The 18,661-nt window shown below is 65.6% G+C and carries 19 protein-coding genes; 14 read left to right on the forward strand and 5 right to left on the reverse strand.

Annotated features, from left to right (window positions below; all coding sequences use genetic code 11):
- From OG874_RS10530 to OG874_RS10565, 8 genes are read left to right on the forward strand one after another with little or no spacing between them, the layout of a single operon-like run.
- On the forward strand, nt 1-1,707 hold the full coding sequence (locus tag OG874_RS10530) for a thiamine pyrophosphate-binding protein (protein ID WP_330254932.1): 1,707 nt from the start codon (nt 1-3) through the stop codon (nt 1,705-1,707).
- A gap of 1 nt (nt 1,708) precedes the next feature.
- Nucleotides 1,709-3,160, forward strand: coding sequence for an aldehyde dehydrogenase family protein (locus OG874_RS10535; protein ID WP_330254933.1), 1,452 nt, complete (start codon nt 1,709-1,711; stop codon nt 3,158-3,160).
- Nucleotides 3,161-3,183: 23 nt separating this feature from the next.
- On the forward strand, nt 3,184-3,738 hold the full coding sequence (locus OG874_RS10540; RefSeq protein WP_330254934.1) for a nuclear transport factor 2 family protein: 555 nt from the start codon (nt 3,184-3,186) through the stop codon (nt 3,736-3,738).
- Nucleotides 3,739-3,746: 8 nt separating this feature from the next.
- Nucleotides 3,747-4,607: an SDR family NAD(P)-dependent oxidoreductase gene (locus OG874_RS10545; protein WP_330254935.1), complete on the forward strand. Its 861-nt coding sequence runs from the start codon at nt 3,747-3,749 to the stop codon at nt 4,605-4,607.
- Nucleotides 4,608-4,635: 28 nt separating this feature from the next.
- Complete coding sequence (locus OG874_RS10550) at nt 4,636-5,196, forward strand: nuclear transport factor 2 family protein (protein WP_330254936.1); 561 nt, start codon at nt 4,636-4,638, stop codon at nt 5,194-5,196.
- A 37-nt stretch (nt 5,197-5,233) separates the two neighbouring features.
- Nucleotides 5,234-6,061 (forward strand): TauD/TfdA dioxygenase family protein, encoded by an 828-nt coding sequence (locus tag OG874_RS10555; protein WP_330254937.1) that lies wholly within the window; start codon nt 5,234-5,236, stop codon nt 6,059-6,061.
- Complete coding sequence (locus OG874_RS10560; RefSeq protein ID WP_330254938.1) at nt 6,058-6,801, forward strand: SDR family NAD(P)-dependent oxidoreductase; 744 nt, start codon at nt 6,058-6,060, stop codon at nt 6,799-6,801. Before OG874_RS10555 ends, OG874_RS10560 begins: the two co-directional genes overlap by 4 nt.
- A complete protein-coding gene (locus OG874_RS10565; protein WP_330254939.1) occupies nt 6,801-7,382 on the forward strand; it encodes a carboxymuconolactone decarboxylase family protein in 582 nt (193 codons plus the stop codon). The genes OG874_RS10560 and OG874_RS10565 overlap by 1 nt, the downstream gene beginning before the upstream one ends.
- Before the next feature lie 78 nt (nt 7,383-7,460).
- On the opposite strand, the gene OG874_RS10570 is transcribed toward OG874_RS10565, so the two are convergent.
- Nucleotides 7,461-8,210 carry an SDR family NAD(P)-dependent oxidoreductase gene (locus OG874_RS10570; RefSeq protein WP_330254940.1) on the reverse strand — a complete coding sequence of 250 codons (750 nt, stop codon included), beginning with the start codon at nt 8,208-8,210 and terminating at the stop codon, nt 7,461-7,463.
- Nucleotides 8,207-8,971, reverse strand: a complete 765-nt coding sequence (locus OG874_RS10575; protein ID WP_330257248.1) for an SDR family NAD(P)-dependent oxidoreductase — start codon at nt 8,969-8,971, stop codon at nt 8,207-8,209. Before OG874_RS10575 ends, OG874_RS10570 begins: the two co-directional genes overlap by 4 nt.
- A 53-nt stretch (nt 8,972-9,024) precedes the next feature.
- Between OG874_RS10575 and OG874_RS10580 the strand changes: the two genes are divergently transcribed.
- Together OG874_RS10580 and OG874_RS10585 are read left to right on the forward strand one after the other, a co-directional pair.
- A complete protein-coding gene (locus tag OG874_RS10580; RefSeq protein ID WP_330254941.1) occupies nt 9,025-10,455 on the forward strand; it encodes a class I adenylate-forming enzyme family protein in 1,431 nt (476 codons plus the stop codon).
- Nucleotides 10,448-11,593 carry a thiolase family protein gene (locus OG874_RS10585; protein ID WP_330254942.1) on the forward strand — a complete coding sequence of 382 codons (1,146 nt, stop codon included), beginning with the start codon at nt 10,448-10,450 and terminating at the stop codon, nt 11,591-11,593. Before OG874_RS10580 ends, OG874_RS10585 begins: the two co-directional genes overlap by 8 nt.
- A 35-nt stretch (nt 11,594-11,628) precedes the next feature.
- Here OG874_RS10585 and OG874_RS10590 read toward each other — a convergent pair whose 3' ends face one another.
- Nucleotides 11,629-12,282 (reverse strand): TetR/AcrR family transcriptional regulator, encoded by a 654-nt coding sequence (locus tag OG874_RS10590; RefSeq protein ID WP_330254943.1) that lies wholly within the window; start codon nt 12,280-12,282, stop codon nt 11,629-11,631.
- Nucleotides 12,283-12,459: 177 nt separating this feature from the next.
- Here OG874_RS10590 and OG874_RS10595 point away from each other — a divergent pair, with 177 nt between their 5' ends.
- The 4 genes from OG874_RS10595 to OG874_RS10610 all read left to right on the forward strand — a co-directional run bounded on the left by OG874_RS10595 (nt 12,460) and on the right by OG874_RS10610 (nt 16,005).
- Complete coding sequence (locus OG874_RS10595; RefSeq protein ID WP_330254944.1) at nt 12,460-13,458, forward strand: acyl-CoA dehydrogenase family protein; 999 nt, start codon at nt 12,460-12,462, stop codon at nt 13,456-13,458.
- Complete coding sequence (locus OG874_RS10600; RefSeq protein WP_330254945.1) at nt 13,442-14,620, forward strand: acyl-CoA dehydrogenase family protein; 1,179 nt, start codon at nt 13,442-13,444, stop codon at nt 14,618-14,620. The genes OG874_RS10595 and OG874_RS10600 overlap by 17 nt, the downstream gene beginning before the upstream one ends.
- A gap of 10 nt (nt 14,621-14,630) precedes the next feature.
- Nucleotides 14,631-15,413, forward strand: a complete 783-nt coding sequence (locus OG874_RS10605) for an enoyl-CoA hydratase (protein WP_330254946.1) — start codon at nt 14,631-14,633, stop codon at nt 15,411-15,413.
- A 130-nt stretch (nt 15,414-15,543) separates the two neighbouring features.
- Nucleotides 15,544-16,005, forward strand: a complete 462-nt coding sequence (locus tag OG874_RS10610; RefSeq protein WP_330254947.1) for a hypothetical protein — start codon at nt 15,544-15,546, stop codon at nt 16,003-16,005.
- Nucleotides 16,006-16,162: 157 nt separating this feature from the next.
- On the opposite strand, the gene OG874_RS10615 is transcribed toward OG874_RS10610, so the two are convergent.
- Both OG874_RS10615 and OG874_RS10620 read right to left on the reverse strand, forming a co-directional pair.
- On the reverse strand, nt 16,163-17,356 hold the full coding sequence (locus OG874_RS10615) for an amidohydrolase family protein (protein WP_330254948.1): 1,194 nt from the start codon (nt 17,354-17,356) through the stop codon (nt 16,163-16,165).
- 23 nt (nt 17,357-17,379) lie between these two features.
- A complete protein-coding gene (locus OG874_RS10620) occupies nt 17,380-18,660 on the reverse strand; it encodes an acyl-CoA dehydrogenase family protein (protein WP_330254949.1) in 1,281 nt (426 codons plus the stop codon).
- Nucleotide 18,661: the final 1 nt, after the last annotated feature.

Here is an 18,661-nt window from a genome sequence, read left to right on the forward strand (position 1 = left end):
ATGGCAGTGCAGGTATACGAACGCATTCTGGAGCTTTTCGAAGCCGAGGGTATCAAGACGATCTTCGGCATTCCCGATCCGAATTTCGTGCACATGTTCCATCGGGCCGAGGAGCGCGGCTGGACCGTGGTCGCGCCGCATCACGAAGAGTCGGCCGGCTTCATGGCCGAGGGCGTTTCGCGGATGACCGGTAAGCCGGCGGTCTGCATCGGCACACTCGGTCCCGGTATCGCCAATCTGGCGGGTGCGATCATGTGCGCCAAGGTCGAGAATTCGCCGATCATCTTCCTCGGCGGGCAGCGCGCCAGGATCACCGAGCAGCGGGTGCGCCGCGGCCGGATCCAATTCGTGCAGCAGTCCGGCCTGATCGCGCCGTCGGTGAAGTACAGCGCCAGCATCGAATACGCCGACCAGACCGACGAAATCATCCGGGAGGGCCTGCGCAAGGCGCTCTCGGGTACGCCGGGGCCGGTGTACATCGAATACCCGTCGCAGGTGATCCTCGAGGAACTCGACGTGCCACCGGCGTTGGCGCCCAAGGACTATCGTCTCGTCGGCCAAACCGCGGGTCCGGACCGGATCGCCGAGGCGGTGGCGGCCATCCGCGCCGCCGAGCAGCCGATTCTGCTCATCGGTCACGGCGTCCACACCGCCCGCGCGGGGGCTTCGGTCAAGGCGCTCGCCGATGCGATGGCCTGCCCGGTCATCCAGACCTCCGGCGGCACTTCGTATATCGAGGGTCTAGAGGAACGCACCTTCCCGTACGGCTTCTCACCCGCCGCGGTCGACGCGGTGGTGCGGTCCGATCTGTGCCTGGCCATCGGCACCGAGCTCGGCGAGCCGGTGCACTACGGCCGGGGCAGGCACTGGATCGCGAACGCGGCACAGCGGAAATGGCTTCTCGTGGAACAGGATCCGGCGGCCATCGGCGTGAACCGGCCGATCGACGTTCCGCTGGTGGGTGATCTGCGGGCGGTGGTGCCGCAGCTGGTCGAGGCCTTGCGGGACACCCCGCGCACGCCCTCGCCGGAGCTGGCGGGCTGGATCGAGCAGGACGCGGCCCGGCTGGCCGAGCTGGCGGAGACCGCGCCATCCGGTATGTCCCCGGTGCATCCGGCCCGGCTGATCGTCGAGGCGACCAAGGTCTTCCCGCCGGAGGGCATCATGGTCCGCGACGGCGGCGCGACCACGATCTTCGGCTGGACCTATTCGCAGGCCAAGCCGCACGACGTGATCTGGAACCAGAACTTCGGCCATCTGGGCACCGGCCTGCCCTATGCGGTCGGCGCTTCGGTGGCCGACGGCGGCAAACGACCGGTCATGTTGATCACCGGCGACTCGTCGTTCCAATTTCAGATCGCCGAGCTGGAGACCGCCGCGCGGCTGAATCTGCCGCTGGTCTGCGTGGTGGCCGTCGACTACCAGTGGGGTCTCGAGGTGGGCGTCTACAAGCGCACCTTCGGCCAGGGCTCGCTGGAGACCGGCGTGCACTGGAGCAAGAACACCCGCCTGGACAAGGTCGCCGAGGGCTTCGGCTGCTACGGCGAATATGTCGAAAAGGACGGCGATATCGCGCCCGCGATCAAGCGCGCCTATGCCAGCGGCAGGCCGGGAGTCATTCACGTCGCCGTCGATCCGAAGGCGAACTCGGAGGAAATGCCGAGCTACGACGAATTCCGGACCTGGTACGCAGAAGGAATGCAGTGAGATGACCGCAACAGTCACGCGTGAATATCGGAAGTTCTATATCGGTGGCCAGTGGGTGGATCCGGTCGAGCCGCGGATTCTGGAGGTCGTGAATCCGGCGACCGAACGGGTCGCCGGCACGGTTGCGCTCGGCTCGGCCGCCGATGTGGACCGGGCCGTCGCGGCCGCTCGGGATGCCTTCCCGAGTTGGTCGACGACCACGGTCAAGGAACGGCTCGAGGTGTTGCGGAATATCCTCGAGGCACATCAGGCGCGCACCGGCGATCTCGCGGCGGCGCTGATCGAGGAGATGGGCGCACCGAGCGCACTCGCCAACGGCTTCCAGGTCGACCTCGTCGCCGGACATCTGACCACGGCGATCGATGTGCTGGAGAATTTCGCCTTCGAGGAACAGCGCGGCGGGTCCTTGGTCGTGAAGGAGCCGATCGGGGTCTGCGGCCTGATCACGCCGTGGAATTGGCCGATGGCCCTGATTGCTGTGAAGGTCTTCCCGGCACTGGCGACGGGGTGCACCATGGTGCTCAAGCCGTCGGAGAATGCGCCGTTCACCGGGCAGATCATCGCCGAGATCCTCGATGCCGCAGGCGTTCCCGCGGGTGTGTTCAATCTCGTACAGGGCGACGGGCCCGGTGTCGGCGTGCCGCTGTCCGCGCATCCCGACGTCGCCATGGTGTCCTTCACCGGGTCGGTGCGGGCCGGGATCGAGGTCGCCCGCAACGCCGCGTCCACCGTGAAGCGGGTGACCCAGGAACTCGGCGGCAAGGGCCCGAACATTGTGCTCGACGACGCCGATTTCGCCGACAATATCGGCAAGGGTGTCGCCAGCATGATGCTCAATTCCGGCCAGACCTGTAGCGCTCCTTCGCGCATGCTGGTGCCGAGTGCGCGGATGGCGGAGGCCGCGAATATCGCACGAGAGGCCGCGGCCCAGGTGACCGTTGGCGACCCGAGTGGTGAATTCAGCATCGGCCCGGTCGTTTCCGGTGGGCAGTTCGCCAAGATCCAGGCGCTCATTCAGCAGGGGATCGACGAGGGCGCCACACTGGTGGCCGGCGGCACCGGACGACCGGACGGGCTGCCGACCGGCTATTATGTGAAACCCACCGTCTTCGCCGACGTCACGAACGATATGACGATCGCGCGCGAGGAAATCTTCGGCCCGGTGCTGACGATTCTCGGCTATGACAGCATCGACCACGCCATTGACATCGCCAATGACACGGAATACGGCCTGGCCGGTTTCGTAGCGGGTGCGGACCTCGAGCAGGCTCGCGCCGTCGCTCGGCGAATCAGGGCCGGATCGGTGGCGATCAATGACGGATTCGATTTCGGCTCTCCGTTCGGCGGGTACAAGAAGAGCGGCAACGGGCGCGAGTGGGGCGAGTTCGGTTTCCATGACTATCTGGAAGTCAAGGCTGTGCTCGGTTACGCGCCCGATACCGCGGCCTCCTGAGCGCATTAGTAGAGAGGCCCGAAATGAAGCCCAGTCCCGAAGGCCTGCTGGCGCTGCTCAACGACAATAAGATTCGTTCGTGCATCGCCGAGCTGGCTCGTGGTGAGGATCGCCGTGATGCCGAGCTGATCAGCGCATCCTTCTGGCCGGACGCGACCACGGACTTCGGCATCTTCGCCGGTTCGTTCGGCGAATACCTCGCCTGGGTGGTTCCTGGTTCGCCGGCGATTCCGGTGACGCAGCATGTGCTCGGTCAGACGGTGATCGAACTGAAAGGCGATGTGGCGCTGGCCGAAACCCATGTCACCGCGTACCACCGCATCGACACGGGTACCGAGCAGCGCGATGCCGTCATCGCCGGTCGCTATCTCGACCGTTTGGAAAAGCGGAACGAAGAATGGCGTATCGCGCAGCGCACGATGCTGTACGACTGGTTCCGGGATTACGGGGCATCGGTCGATTGGTCGCAGGGAATTATGGGCACGCCGTTGCACGGCGACCATTACACGGGCCGCGCCGTCGGTGATTACAGCGAAATCTTCTTCGGTAAACGGATCCCCTCGCCGAATAGTAATTAGGAGGACGTATGGGTTCCCTGTCGGGCAGAGTCGCCGTTGTCACGGGTGCCAGCCGTGGAATCGGTAAAGGCATCGCGCTGGCGCTCGCGGAACAGGGGGCCACGGTCTACGTCACCGGCCGCACCGTGACACCCGGCTCGTACCCCTTGCCCGGCACTGTCGGCGAGACCGCGGCGGAGTGCGACCGCCGCGGCGGCAAAGGCGTTGCCGTGCAGGTCGACCACGGGCGCGACGAACAGGTCGCTGCCCTTTTCGACCGGGTTCGATCCGAACAGGGCCGCCTCGACATCCTGGTCAACAACGCCTTTTCGCTGCCGGAAGATCTGACCGATCCGGAGCCCTTCTGGGTGAAGCCGCTGTCGAACTGGGAAATGATCGATGTCGGCGTGCGCTCGAACTTCGTCGCCGCGTGGCATGCGGCCAAGATCATGGCACCTAGGCGATCCGGGCTCATTGTCGCCGTTTCCGGTTATACCGGCGTGTCCTACACCTATGGCGTTATTTTCGGCACGGCCAAATCCGCGGCCGATCGGATGGCGCGCGATATGGCCGTCGAGCTGAAGCCGCATCAGGTGGCCTCGATCTCGATCTGGCAGGGCCTGACCTGGACCGAGCGCGCCGAACGCAATCTGGCTGCGATTCCCGGCTTGAAAGAGCAGGCATCGACGCGACCGGAGAACGGGTGTTCGCCCGAGTATCCCGGCCGGGTCATCGTGGCGCTGGCCAACGATCCGGACGTGATGAAACGGACCGGCGGCACGTTCATCACCGCCGAGCTGGCGCAGGACTATGGCATCACAGATATCGACGGCAGAGTCATCCCGTCGCTGCGCGCCACCCGCGGCGAGCCGATCTGGTCGCCGGTTTGATATTTCATCCAAGATCTCGGAGTACACGATGACCACTTCCACCGGCCCGGAAACGCTCGCCAAACTGGAAACCCTGCTCGATCGTCAGGAAATACTCGACTGTTTGCTCCGATTCAGCCGGGGCATGGATCGTTTCGACCGCGAGCTGTTCCTGACAGCATTTCATGACGATGCCACCATCGCCGCCGGAATTTTCGTCGGCAAGCCGGCCGATCTCTACGCCTGGGCATCCGATATGCACGAGCAGGGCCAGATCGCCACGCATCACAACCTGCTGAATCACACCTGCGATATCGACGGCGACGTCGCGCATGCGGAGACGTATTACTTGTACGCCGTGCGCAACCGCGACGACACCAACTGGCTTGCCGGCGGCCGCTATATCGATCGGCTGGAACGCCGCGACGGTCAATGGAAGATCGTTGTGCGCACCAATGCGATCGAGTGGTCGGGAATGCTGCCGACCATGCCTATTCCGTTTTCGGATGTGCCCGATATCCACGGTAACGGCGCGCCGTCGCGCAGCCCGGCCGACCCTTCCTATCAGCGGCCGCTCGAGAACAAACGGGCGCCGAATATCCCCGGCTGAGCCATTGCTCAGGAATGGAAGAGAGCAGGAGTGAGAGATGCCACCGATTGAATTGAAGAAGCTGAGCGAGAATGTCGGGGTGGAGGTGCTCGGCGTGGATGTCGACCGCCTGCTGAACGACTCCGAGCTGCCGTCGGCCTGTCTGGAGGCGCTCGAACAGAACGGCGTTCTGCTGTTCCGCGATCTACACCTCGACGATGCGACGCAGGCCACGTTCTGCAAGAAACTGGGCAAACTGGTGCAGTTTCCGCTGTATCCGGATCCGAATGTCATGGAGATCAGTTTCGATCCGGACAACCCGAATGCTGAATACTTCGCCAGCAACGACTACTGGCATATCGACGGCTTCATGGATGAGATCCCGGCCAAGGCGTCGATCATGAGCGCCCACGTGGTCACCGACGAAGGTGGTGAGACCGAATTCGCCAGCACCTACGTCGCCTACGACAGCCTCTCCGGTGCGGAAAAGGAAAGGTATACCGATCTGCAGGTCGTCCACTCGTTCGAGACGGTCCAGCGCCTGACGTACTCGAACCCGACACCGGAGCAGTTGGCGGAGTGGGATCGGCGCGGATCGCGGGTGCACCCGCTGGTGTGGGTGCACAAATCCGGTCGGCGCTCGTTGGTGTTCGGGTCGGCGGCATCACATATCGTCGGCATGGACGTCGATGAGGGCCGGGCCCTGCTGAAGGATCTGGAACAGCGGGCGACCACGCCGGACCGGGTGCTGTCGCACACCTGGTCGGTGGGGGAGATGGTGATCTGGGACAACACGGGCCTGGTACACCGCGCGCGGCCCTTCGATCGGTCGAAACCCCGCCGGATGCACCGGTCGACCCTGGTCGGCGAAGAGTCGATCAAGTGAGCGGCCGCACGGCCATTGTCACCGGCGGCGCCGCGGGCATCGGTGCCGCCATCAGTCGGCGCCTGGCGGCCGACGGCGCCGCGGTGGCCATTTTCGATCTCGACGGCGACGCCGCCAAAGCCATGGCCGCGTCGATCGAGGAGACCGGTGGTAAAGCCATCGGGATTCCCGTCGATGTGACCGACCGCGCCGCCATAGACGCCGGAGTGGCCGAGGTGCGGACCCGACTGGGCCGGCCGTCCATCCTGGTGAACAATGCCGGACTGACCATCGCCATCCCATTCCTCGAACTCACCGCCGAGACTTGGAACAGTGCGCTGGCCATCAATCTCACGGGCACGTTCGATTGCTGTCAGGCAGTGCTTCCGGACATGCTCGACGCCGGCTGGGGCCGCATCGTCAACATCTCGTCGTCCAGCGTGCACAGTGGGGCCGCCGGACTCGCCAGCTACGTATCGGCGAAGTCGGGTGTGGTCGGCCTGACCAAGGTGCTCGCGCTGGAGTTCTCCCGGTGTGGGGTCACCGTCAATACGATTCCGCCCGGCTTCATCGAAACGCCGATGACGCGCCGCACCGCGGACAGCGGCTTCATCGACCTCGATGAGCAGATTGCGAAGACTCCGGTCGGCCGGATCGGTCAGCCCGAGGATATCGCCGCTGCCTGCGCATTCTTGGTGAGTGATGAGGCCGGGTACATCACCGGACAGGTCATCGGCGTCAACGGCGGGCGGAACACCTGATGGCGCGGATATCCCCCTTGGCGAAGGCGGACTGGTCCGCGGAGATGACGACGTTCATCGATGGTTTCCGGACCGCGGTCCTCGGCGATGCGGTGAACGACGATCGTCCGGCCGGTGCCAACCTGCTCGGCACCTTCGCGCGCCATCCGGCTTTGGCGAAGGCATTTCTCACCTTCAACGGTCACCTTCTGTACGGGTCCACCCTGTCGGCCAGGCAGCGGGAACTGCTCGTGCTGCGGGTCGCGACCGTCCAGCAATCCGACTATGAGTGGGCGCAGCATGTGAGCCTGGCCGAGGATGCCGGTTTGCGGCCCGAGGAAATCGCCCGAATAGTGAAGGGGCCGCAGGCGCCGGAGTGGTCCTCGGCCGAACGGTCGCTGTTGGCAGCGGCCGACGAGCTGCTCGCCGACGGTGTGGTGAGCGGCGATACCTGGCGCGATCTGGCCCGCGAGTTCACCGATCAGCAGCTCATGGACCTGGTCTTCACCGTCGGCACCTATGGGCTGATGGCCATGGCCCTGCGCTCCTTCGATGTGACACCCGATCCCGATCTCGTTCGGTATCTGCCCGGCGGCCGGTAACTACTGGATTCGGTAGCACTCGAAGTGGGTCCCGGGATTTTGTCCCGGGACCCACTCGGCTCGCTACCGATTCGCGGATTACCGCTGTGCCAGTAGCGTTTCCGAGCGCTGGACGGTGCCGGTGATACCGGTCGCGTCCTGAGTGGCGAGCAGCACCGCGGCTTGCGCCATCGACTCTGGTGGCTCGACCATTTCCGGCGGAATTTCGCGGCCGCCACCACCGGCCTGCCAGCCTTCGGTAAGTACCACCCGGGCCGGGGCGAGGCAGTTGGCCGCGATATTGTCGGATCTCAGGTCCGCCGCCAACCCCAGATACAGTCGTTCGACCGCGGCCTTGGACACCCAGTACGCATTGGATCCGCGATCGATCATGTCGACGCCGGTGGTGGTGACCGCGATCAGCGAGCCGCCGCCGCGCGCCCGGATATGCGGAATCACCGCCTGCGTGGCCAGGAATACCCCGGTCAGGTTGACATCCAGGCACAGTTGCCAGCGTTTGAGCGGCGTCGATTCGATCGGACCCATCCACAGCACGCCGGCATTGGCGACGAGGATATCGATGCCGCCGAACTCCGCGACCGTCGCGGATACCGCCTGCTCGATCGACTCTGCACTGGTGACATCGCACGATACGGGCAGGGCGCGGCCGCCGCCGGCGGCGATCCGGTCGGCGACGGCGTGGATCGTGCCGGGCAGTTTGCCCTCGGTTTCGGTGCGGGCGGCCACCGCGACCGCCGCACCGGCCTGTGCAAGTCCCTGGGCCACCGCCGCGCCGATGCCGCGACTGGCACCGGCGACGAACGCGACCTTTCCCGCGAGCGTGCTCATCGCGGCGGGAAGCGCAGGGCGCCGTCGAGGCGAATGACCTCGCCGTTGAGATAGTCGTTCTCCACGATGGACTGCACCAGCTGCCCGTATTCGGGGGATCGGCCCATCCGCTTGGGATGCGGGATCTGCTTGCCCCAGTACTCCTCCAGCTGGTCGGCGGCCTTGCCGTAGGCCGGGGTGTTGAAGGTGCCGGGAGCGATGGTGACGACGCGAATGCCCAGCGGGGACAGATCGCGCGCCGCGACCAGGGTCATACCGACAACACCACCCTTGGCGGCGGAGTAGGGGAGCTGACCGATCTGGCCCTCATAGGCGGCGATCGAGGCGGTGTTGACGATGACGCCGCGGCTGCCCTCCTCGAGCGGTTCCTGTTTCGCGATGGCCGCGGCCGAGAGCCGCAGCACGTTGAACACCGCCGTCAAATAGAACTCGATGGTGGTGCGGAAACCGTCCAGCGCGAGCGGGCTCCCGTCCTTGCCGACCAGTCGGCCGCCGCTGGCCGGGCCGCCGTGGGTGTCCACCGAAATACGCAGCGGACCAAGGGATTCCGCCTCGGCGATGGCGGCGAGGACGGACTCCTCGCTGGTGGCGTCGGTATGCACATAACGGATGCCGAGTTCGCTTTCGAGTTCTTTGCCCTTGTCGTCGGCGACGTCGGCGACGACCACCTTGGCCCCCGCCGCGTGCAGACGGCGCACGGTGGCCGCGCCGAGCCCGCCGGTACCGCCGACGACAATCGCGGAGCTACCGCTGATCTGCATAATGGTTTCCTCTCTTGAAATCATCACTCTCTTACTGTGAGAATAATGTTCTCATGAACATTGGCATGATCCTAGACATGGCCGCATCGGCCGGCAGCCGTTCGGTGGTTACCGTCGGTGACCGCTCGTTGTCCGCGGCCGACCTGCTCGACCATGCGCGCCGCGCGGCCACTCGGTTCGGGCGATATCCGGCGGTGCTGTATCTCGGCGCCAACCACCTCGCCTATCCGGTGGCGCTGTTCGGCGCGGTGCTGGCCGGTGTGCCGTTCGTGCCGCTGAACTACCGACTCGGCGCGCAGCAGTTGGACGCCCTGCTCGAGCGGCATCCAGGTGCGCTGGTTTTGCGTCCGGACGATCTCGATGCCTTGGTGGCCGAGCATGCCGATCGAGCGGAGGAGATGCCGACGCCGTGGGACGGCGACGCGGTCGCGGTGATCATCTACACCAGCGGAACCACCTCCGAGCCGAAGGCCGCGCTGCTGCGACACCGGCATCTGATGGCATATCTGCTGAACACGCTCGAATTCGCCGCCGCGGCGGAAACCGACGCGGCACTGGTGTCGGTGCCGCCCTATCACATCGCGGGTCTGACGAATCTCCTGTCGAATCTCTACACCGGTCGGCGGGTGGTCTACTTGCCGGCATTCGATCCCGCGCGGTGGCTGGAGACGGTGCGCCGGGAGCGGATCACGCACGCGATGCTGGTACCGACCATGTTGGCGCGCATCGTCTCCGGCGTGGACGGCGACAATGCCGAGACCCCGACCCTGTCCGGTCTGGCCTACGGCGGTTCCCGTACTCCGAGGCCGGTGCTCGAACGCGCGTTGCGGGTATTTCCGGATACCGGTTTCGTCAATGCCTACGGACTCACCGAGACCGCGTCCTCGGTCGCGGTGCTGGGGCCGGAGGATCACCGGGTGGCGATCGCCTCGGACGATCCGCTCGTGCGCGACCGGCTCGGCTCGGTCGGGCGCGCCCTGCCCGGTATCGAGATCCAGATCCGTGGCGAGACCGGCGAACCGGTCGCGGTGGGGGAGACCGGCCTGGTTTTCGTGCGCGGCGACCAGATCTCCGGCGAGTACGGCGGACGCAGCGTCTTGGATGCCGAGGGGTGGTTTCCCACAAGGGATCTCGGTCGGCTCGACGGTGACGGCTATCTGTTCATCGAGGGGCGCGCCGACGACACCATCATCCGCGGCGGCGAGAATATCGCCCCCGCCGAAATCGAGGACGTGTTGCTGGAGTATCCGGGCATCACCGAGGCGGCCGTGATCGGCGTGCCCGATCCGGAGTGGGGACAGCGGGTAGTCGCCGTCGTGGTCGGCGCGGGTCCGGTCGAGGAGATCAAACAGTGGGTGCGCGATCGGCTGCGCTCGTCGAAAACCCCCGATGCCGTCGTCTTCCGCTCCGAACTACCCAAGACCGAGACCGGAAAACTGTTGCGACGCAACCTCGTTACCGAAATGGAGAGCACCAATGCCTGAAGCAGTCATCGTGTCCGCGCTACGCACCCCCATCGGCACCGCCCGGAAGGGGACCTTGCGCGATACGAATGCCTTCGACCTGGCGCACCATGTGGTCGCGGCGGTGGCCGAGGGCCTGGATCCGGCACGGATCGACGATGTCGTCCTGGGCGAGGGGCGCTACGGCGGCGGGGTGCTGGCCCGGCACGCGGCGATCACCGCCGGGCTGACCACGATTCCGGGCTTGGCCAACAATCGGCACTGCGCGGCCGGAATGGCCGCGGTGCAGACCGCGGCCGCCGGTATCCGCGCGGGCATGGACCAACTCGTCATCGCGGGCGGGGTGAACTCCGATTCCACCGGACCGCGGTCGCGATTCCGGGTGGGGGAGGACGAATGGATCGACCCGTGGGTTTCGCCGAGCCATCCGGACCAGCCGGATGCCCCGAATCTGGATATGTCGATCACGGTCGGCTGGAACACGGCGGTGAGATCCGGGATCTCCCGCGCGGAAATGGACGCCTGGGCGCTGCGCTCGCATCGCAATGCGATCGCGGCCATCGACGAGGGGCGCTTCAAGGAGGAGATCGTGCCCATCGAGACCCCGCACGGCCTGTTCGCCGTCGATGAGCACCCGCGCCGTGACACCAGCTTGGAGCGGCTCGCGGGGCTGAAGGTGCTGCATCCGGAGATCGAGGGCTTCAGCATCACCGCGGGCAACGCCTCGGGATCCAATGACGGCGCCGCAGCGCTGGCGATCGCCAGTGATCGGCTCGGACTGCCCGCACTCGGCATCATCCGGTCGTGGGCCTCGGTCGGCGTCGATCCTCGCGACACCGGGCTGGCCCCGATCGAGGCGATCACCAAAGCCGTTGCCCGGGCCGGTATTTCGCTGTCCGAGGTCAGCCTAATGGAAATCAACGAGGCGTTCGCCGCCGTGCCGCTCGCGGCGATCAAGGCACTCGATATCGATCCGGATCGGGTCAACTTCAGCGGCAGCGGCTGCTCGCTCGGCCATCCGGTGGCCGCCACCGGGGCCCGGATGATCGCGACGCTCGTGCACGAATTGCGGCGGCGCGGCGGCGGTTTCGGCATCGCGGCGCTGTGTGCGGGCGGCGGCATGGGCTCGGCCACGGTCGTCGAGGTACCGGCGGAGTGATCGAAACCGGGTGGCGCGGTGCGCCACCCGGTTCGTCAGACGTTGGCGAATCCGTGCGCGCAGAAGTTCCAGACCTCGGTCGCGGTGATCGGGTGTGCCGTCTCCTCGTCCGGGCTGCCCGCGGACTGTGCGGTGAACATGACCGTCTGCATCACCACCGCGGCCATCCGGCGGGGATTGACGTCCTCGCGCAGCCGGCCGGTGTCCTTGGCCTCTTCCATCAGCTCGGTGAACAGTACGAGCAGCGGCGCGTGCGCGATCTTGACCTGCGCCGGATGCGAGACGAGCAGTTGCGGCGCGAAATCGGTGAACAGTGGGCGCTGTGCGGTCGGGTCGGGGCGGCTCAACTCGAACAGCAACTCGACGGTGACCCGGAGTCGATCCAGCGGATCGGTCTTGCCCGCGGCGGCGGCGCGCAGCTGATCGGCGGTGCGCCCGAGGGCATCCTCGAACAGGGCGAGCAGCAGTTCGTGTTTTCCGTCGAATTGCAGGTAGAAGCTGCGCAACGACTGACGCGAGCGGTCGACGACCTCTTGCACGGTGAAGTCGGTGGTGCCCTTTTCGGTGATGATCGCCTGGGCGGCGTCGAGGAATCGCTGCACCCGTTGTTCGGCCCGCAGTTTCGCACCACGGATCGATCGCTCGACGGCGCGTTGCTTCCATGCGGGCTCTTCGCTGGCGCTTGTCACGGTCGGCTCGGTCCTTGGTTATGTGTGCAGAACATGGATGCACTGTACCGGAGAATCACGTGTTCCTCGGTTGCTAGGTCGCGTGTCCATCAGGTCAATTGAGACTGTTACTTTCCATTCAAGAGAATGCTATTCTCATGAACACTACTAACTGTAGCGCGCAAGGAGGCAGTCCGGATGCTTTTGGAGCTCGACTCCGATCAACGGCTATGGCAGAACACGGTCCGCGATGTCATCGCCAAGGAGTGCCCGCCGGCACTGATCCGTGAGATAGCCGATAAGGGCACCGACCCTGCCGCACTCTGGCAGACCTATATCGGACTGGGCTGGACCGAGTTGGCCGAACCGTCCGATGCGGTGGAACTCGCAATCGTGCTGGAGGAACTGGGCCGGGCCACCGATCCGACGCCGTATCTGGCGACGATGAGCCAATTCGCCTCGCTCGCACCGGAGTTCGCGCAGCCGGCCCGCTCGGGCACGGCCGTCTACGACGGTGTCACCGCGGTGCGCGACGGCGCGGACTGGTTGTTGAACGGCACCGCGCGCCATGTCCTGGACGGCGACCGGGCCCAGTGGTTCGCGGTCGTCACCGGTGCCGGGATCTTCGTCGTTCCAGCCGACGACGTGAGCGCGCGGCGCACGGCGGTATTCGATCCGGTACTGCATATCGCCGAGGTGAGCTTCGCCGGCGTACGCGTGCGCGACGAATTCCGCGGTAGCGCCGATCCGGAGCGGGCCAGGCATCTCGCGCTGACCGGACTCGCGCTGACCATGGTCGGCGCCTGCCAGCGAATTCTGGATCTGGCACTCGAACATGTCCGCACCCGGCACCAGTTCGGCGTGCCGCTCGGCTCGTTCCAGGCCGTCAAACACAAGGCCGCCGATATGCACGTCGCGGTCGAACGTGCCCGTGCCCTGGGCTATTTCGCGGCGCTGACCATCGCCGCCGATGATCCGCGCCGCCGGCTCGCGGCGTCGATGGCCAAGGCCGCCGCCGGTGAATGCCAGGCGGTGGTGTTCCGCCACGGTATGCAGCTGTTCGGCGGCATGGGCTTCACCTGGGAAAACGACCTTCAGTTCGCGCTCAAGCGGGCCAAATCCGGCGAGTTGCTGCTCGGCGGCGCGGCCGCGCACCGGGCGCTGATCGCCGAGGAGTACCGTGCAACTGACTTTTGACGCCGACGTCGAGAACTTCCGGGCCGAATTCGTGGCCTTTTTGTCCGCGCATCAACCCGACCCGGTGGTCGCGGGCCGGGAACGGGCCGGCTCGAGTGCCGATATCCCGGGTTGGGCCCGGGAATGGCAGCGACTGCAGTTCGACCACGGTTGGCTGCTGCCCGGTAATTCACCGGAATTCGGCGGCCGCAACGCCACCATCCTGCAGCAGTACGTGCATCTGGAAGAGCTGTCCAAGCGGCACATTTACCACAGTTTCAACCCGCAGGGCCTCGGCATCATCGCCGCCTCGCTGCTGTCGTTCGGCACCGAGGAGCAGAAGAAGCATTGGGCCGTAAGGATTTTGCGCGCCGAGATCACCGCGGCGCTCGGTATGAGTGAGCCGGGCGCGGGCTCGGATCTCGCGGGTCTGCGCACCCGTGCGGTGCTCGACGGCGACGAGTTCGTCGTGAACGGTCAAAAGGTGTGGACCTCCGGTGCGCACGACGCCGATGTGCTGCTGACATTCGTGCGCACCGATCCGGATGCCCCGAAGCACAAGGGGATCAGCGTGCTGCTGATCCCCACCGATACGCCCGGCGTCACCCGGCGGCCGTTCGCCTCGATCTGCGGTCCGCACGATCTCGACTTCAACGAGGTGTTCTTCGAAGACGTTCGGGTGCCCGCGGCGAATCTGGTCGGGCCGCTGCACGGCGGCTGGGGCGTGGCGAACGGATCGCTCGGGCACGAACGCACACTGCTGTGGATGAGCTTCGCCGACCGGTTGCGGGAACTGGTCGAGGATTTCCGGCCGGTCAGCGTGCTGGACCGCGACCGCTACGCGACGTTGGTCATGGACAATCAGGCGCTGCGCCTGCTCGGGTCCGCGGCGCTGGCCCGCGCGGCCCGCGGCGAACAGGATGTGGCCGCGCTGTCGGTGCTCAAGGTGTTCGGATCCGAGGCGGTGCAGAGCGCCGGCGAACAGGCGCTGCTGGCCGCCGGATCGGACGGTCTGATCCACCCCGACATCACCTCCCCGTTCAACCCGATGAATCTGGACAACTTCTCCTGCAGTTGGTTCGAGCGCTACGCACGCAGTTTCGCCGGCACAATCGCCGGTGGCACCTCCGAAATTCAGCGCAACATCATCGCCGAGCGGGTGCTCGGTCTGCCCCGGAGCTGAGGAGCCCGCTGTGCTCATTCTCTACGAGGTCGCGGACAAGATCGCGACCATCACCCTCAACCGTCCCGAGGTCGCCAATGCCCAGAACGGCGACTTGTTGGACGAACTCGACGCCGCCTGGCGTCGGGCCGCGGACGACGACGAGGTGTCGGTGATCGTGCTGCGCGGCGCGGGAAAGCATTTCTCCGCCGGCCACGACCTGCGCGGGTCCGGACCGGCCCCGTCGAAGGTCACCCTCGACCAGATCTACCGCGTCGAGAGCCGCCGCTATCTGGAGTATTCGCTGCGCTGGCGCAATGTGCCCAAACCGTCCATCGCCGCGGTCCAGGGCCGCTGCATCGCCGGCGGACTGCTGCTGTGCTGGCCGTGTGACCTGATCGTGGCCGCCGAGGACGCCCTGTTCTCCGACCCGGTCGTGCTGATGGGCATCGGCGGTGTCGAATACCACGGGCACACTTGGGAACTCGGCCCGCGCAAGGCCAAGGAGATCCTGTTCACCGGTCGTCCGGTCACCGCGGTCGAGGCCGAGCAGGTCGGCATGGTCAACAAGGTGGTGCCGCGCGATCAGCTCGACGACCAGACCCGCGACTTGGCGGCGCGGATCGCCAAGATGCCGCCGTTCGGCCTGCGCCAGGCCAAGCGTGCGGTGAACCAGACCCTCGACATCCAGGGCTTCTACGCCGCCATCCAGTCGGTATTCGACGTGCATCAGACCGGTCACGGAAATGCGTTGAGCGTCAGCGGTTATCCGGTCCTGGTGAATCTGGAGGAAATGAAACAGAAGATCGAATGATTCGCCCGCCTGCTGGCGGCATTTCCTTGCACGACATGTCGGACCGACTTTCCACCATTGATTCTCAGTTCAAAGAGGAACCCCTATGTCCAACACCGTTGTCCGCCGGGCCGTGACCTGTTGCGGTCTCATGGCGATCGCGGTCGCCACCGTTACCGGTTGTAGCTCCGACGACAAGAGTTCCGGCGCCGGCTCGTCGAGCGCGGCCCCGTCTTCGAGCGCGGCCGCGTCGGCGGCCCAGGCCGATCCTGCGGCCACCAAGGCCATCACCGACGCCTACGTGCTGTTCTTCGATGGGAAGGCGTCGCCGGACCAGAAGGCCGCCGTCGTCGAGAAGGGCTCGGTCTTCGCGCCGGTGCTGCAGGCCCAGGCGGCCAACCCGCAGGCGCAGAGCACCTCGGTCACGGTGGCATCGGTGAAACTCATCGACGCCGATCATGCCGATGTCGGCTATACGCTGCTGATGGGTGGCAATCCGGTGCTGCCGGACCAGACCGGTCAGGCCATCAAGGAAAACGGCAAATGGGAGGTGGCGGCGTCCACCTTCTGCGCCCTGATGATGCTGCAGGGCGGAACCTCACCTGCTTGCTGAGGTGAATCCGGTGTGTGGCGCTCGGCGGAGACGGCGGTGGCTTTCGGTGACGCCATTGGTTGAGCACTCCGCACTGGCTCTGGGGCCCCGAAGCGACGCGGGCTGCCGACCATTTCGAGTCGGCGGCCTGCGTCGTCCCAGCTTTTCTTCTCCGCTGTCAGGCGCTGGGGGAGTTCAGCCCGAGTAGGCCGTACATGTTGCCGCCCATCATCTTGTGTACGTCGGTGGCCGGAAACAGCTCTCCGATTTCCTTGGCCCAGTGCAGTGGGTCGGCCATGCCTTCGGGGTGGGGGTAGTCCGAGCCGAAGAGGATGTGGTCGGGTGACATGAGGTTGACGAGATCTTCGATGGAGTCTTCCCAGAACGGGTTGATCCACAGATTGCGCAGGAATACGTCGCGGGGGTGCTCGGCGAACTCCCTCGGCATGCGCTGATAAGTCTTCTCCATTGCCTTCAGGCAGGAGATTGCCCAGCTTCCGCCGTTTTCGACGCTGGCGAGTTTGACGGTCGGGAATCTGCTGAGCATGCCGTGACAGATGGCGGAGGTGATGGTGTCGTTGATGGCTCGACCGGGTGTGACGGCATCGTGGAACGGGTTGGGTTTGAACGCCAGCGCCTCGTGCCTGGTGCCTTCCCAGTCGTTGATGTAGCGCTGGTAGCCGGAGTCGGAGGCGTGCAGGGTGACCACGATGCCCGATTCGGCTACCCGCGCCCAGAAGGGATCGAATTCTGGGAGGAAGGGGGAGCGGGTGCCTCGGTGCCCGGCGACCGGGGCCGGCCGCATCAGTACGACTTTCGCGCCTCGTTCGAGTAGCCAGTCGAGTTCGGCGATGCCGCGCTCGGGGATGGATGGGTTGATGATGGGGGTGGCGAAGATTCGGTCGTGGTAGTTGAATGTCCACTCGTCGTGGAGCCATTCGTTGAAGGCATGGATGACCGTGCACGTCAATTCCGGATCGTCGGCGAGGCGGACTTCGAGCAGGCTGGCCAGGGTGGGGAACATCAGGGCGGCGTCCAGGCCGAGTTCGTCGAGCAGTGCCAGCCGTGGCCCGGCGGTGCGGAACGCCTCGCTGGCGGGGATCGGCTTGCCTGCCATTTCCCGTAGCGACTTGCCGTCCGGATTGTCCCCGGAGAAGTATTCGGCGAACGCGCCGGGCCGGGCGACAACTTCGAAGGTGGGGTTGGGGATGTAGTCGCTGATGACGTTGTCAACTGCGATCTTCGTACGGCCGTTCACCTGCACGTATTTGAACAGCCCCTGGTACTGCTCGGGCAGGTGGCGGGTGAACGCCTCCTCGGTTTCGTAGAGGTGGTTATCGGCGTCGAATACCGGGAAGTCTAGTTTTCCCATGGGTTCCTCCTGACAGTCGTCGGTCATGACCGATTACGTTGGGTTGGTGTGTTGGTCCGGACCTCCCGGAAGGGGCGGTCCAGGTCTTCGGCGTGTTCGCGGGGCATTCCGAGCACGCGTTCGCTGATGATGTTGCGCGTGATTTCGAGGGTGCCGCCGCCGATGCACACCCCTTGGCGGCCGAGGTAGGCGACGCCGAGTTCCCCGACGGGGTCCCCGTCGTGCCAGGCCACGGCACGATCTCCGGCGATGTCGATCGCGATGGTGGCCAGTCTGACCCGCATCACCCCGTTCGAGAGCCGGGGGATCGATCCGGCCGTGGCTGGCAACCGGCCGGTTCGGATCGAGGTGGCGATCCGACCGACCAGCGCGGTGTGGACCCGGGTGAGGACCCGGGCTTCGCCGATGAGTTGGCGCACCCGAGGGTCGTCGGCACCGCCGGACACCTGGGCAAGGGCCGCGGCGCCGACTTGGTCGTTCTCGCGTGCGGCCGTGCGCGGCGCCATCGCGTAGGGGGAGGAGCCGCTGACTGCTTCACGTTCGTGGAGCAGGAGCCGGGAGGCGACGTTCCAGCCGTCGTTCACCTGCCCGAGGACATCGCGGGCGGGGATCCGGACGTCGTCGAAGAACTCCTGGCAGAACTCCTCGGTTCCGTCGACGTGTTTGATCTGGGTGATGGTGATTCCCGGTTGATGCACCTTCACGATCAAAACGCTCAGTCCCCGATGCTTCGGGACATCCCAGTCGGTGCGAGCCACGCACAGTGCGTAGTCCGACTTCCAGGCGTAGGTGCTCCAGATCTTCGATCCGTTCAGGACGAATTCGTCACCGTCGCGTTCCGCGCGGGTGAGCGCCCCGGCCAGGTCGGAGCCGCCGGTCGGCTCGGACAGAAACTGGACCCACAGTTCCTCGCCTTTGAGAGCGGCGGGGATGAAACGCTTCTTCTGTTCCTCGGTACCGAAATCCAGGATGGTCGGCAGGATGATGGTGAAGGTCGGTGTGTTGAACAGCCGAGGTAGCTCGTAGCCATAGCTCACCTCGATGAATGCGTCCTGGTACGCGGCGGGCAGCCCTTGACCGCCGTACTCGGCGGGATAGCACAGGCCCGCGAATCCGGCGTCCCAGATTTTGCGTTGGATCGCCTTGACACGGATGACATGGTCGGCGTCGTCGGTGGCGTGGCCCAGGGCCGGGTCAGCGCCGTTGAGGGGTTGCAGGTTCGCGGTGACCCATTCCTTGGCGCGCGTGCGGAAGGCGTCGAGATCCTCTCGAGGTTCGCCGGACGCCGTGGGTGCTTCGGTCATG

The sequence above is a fragment of the Nocardia sp. NBC_00565 genome (genome assembly GCF_036345915.1).
In the GTDB taxonomy this organism is placed as follows: domain Bacteria; phylum Actinomycetota; class Actinomycetes; order Mycobacteriales; family Mycobacteriaceae; genus Nocardia.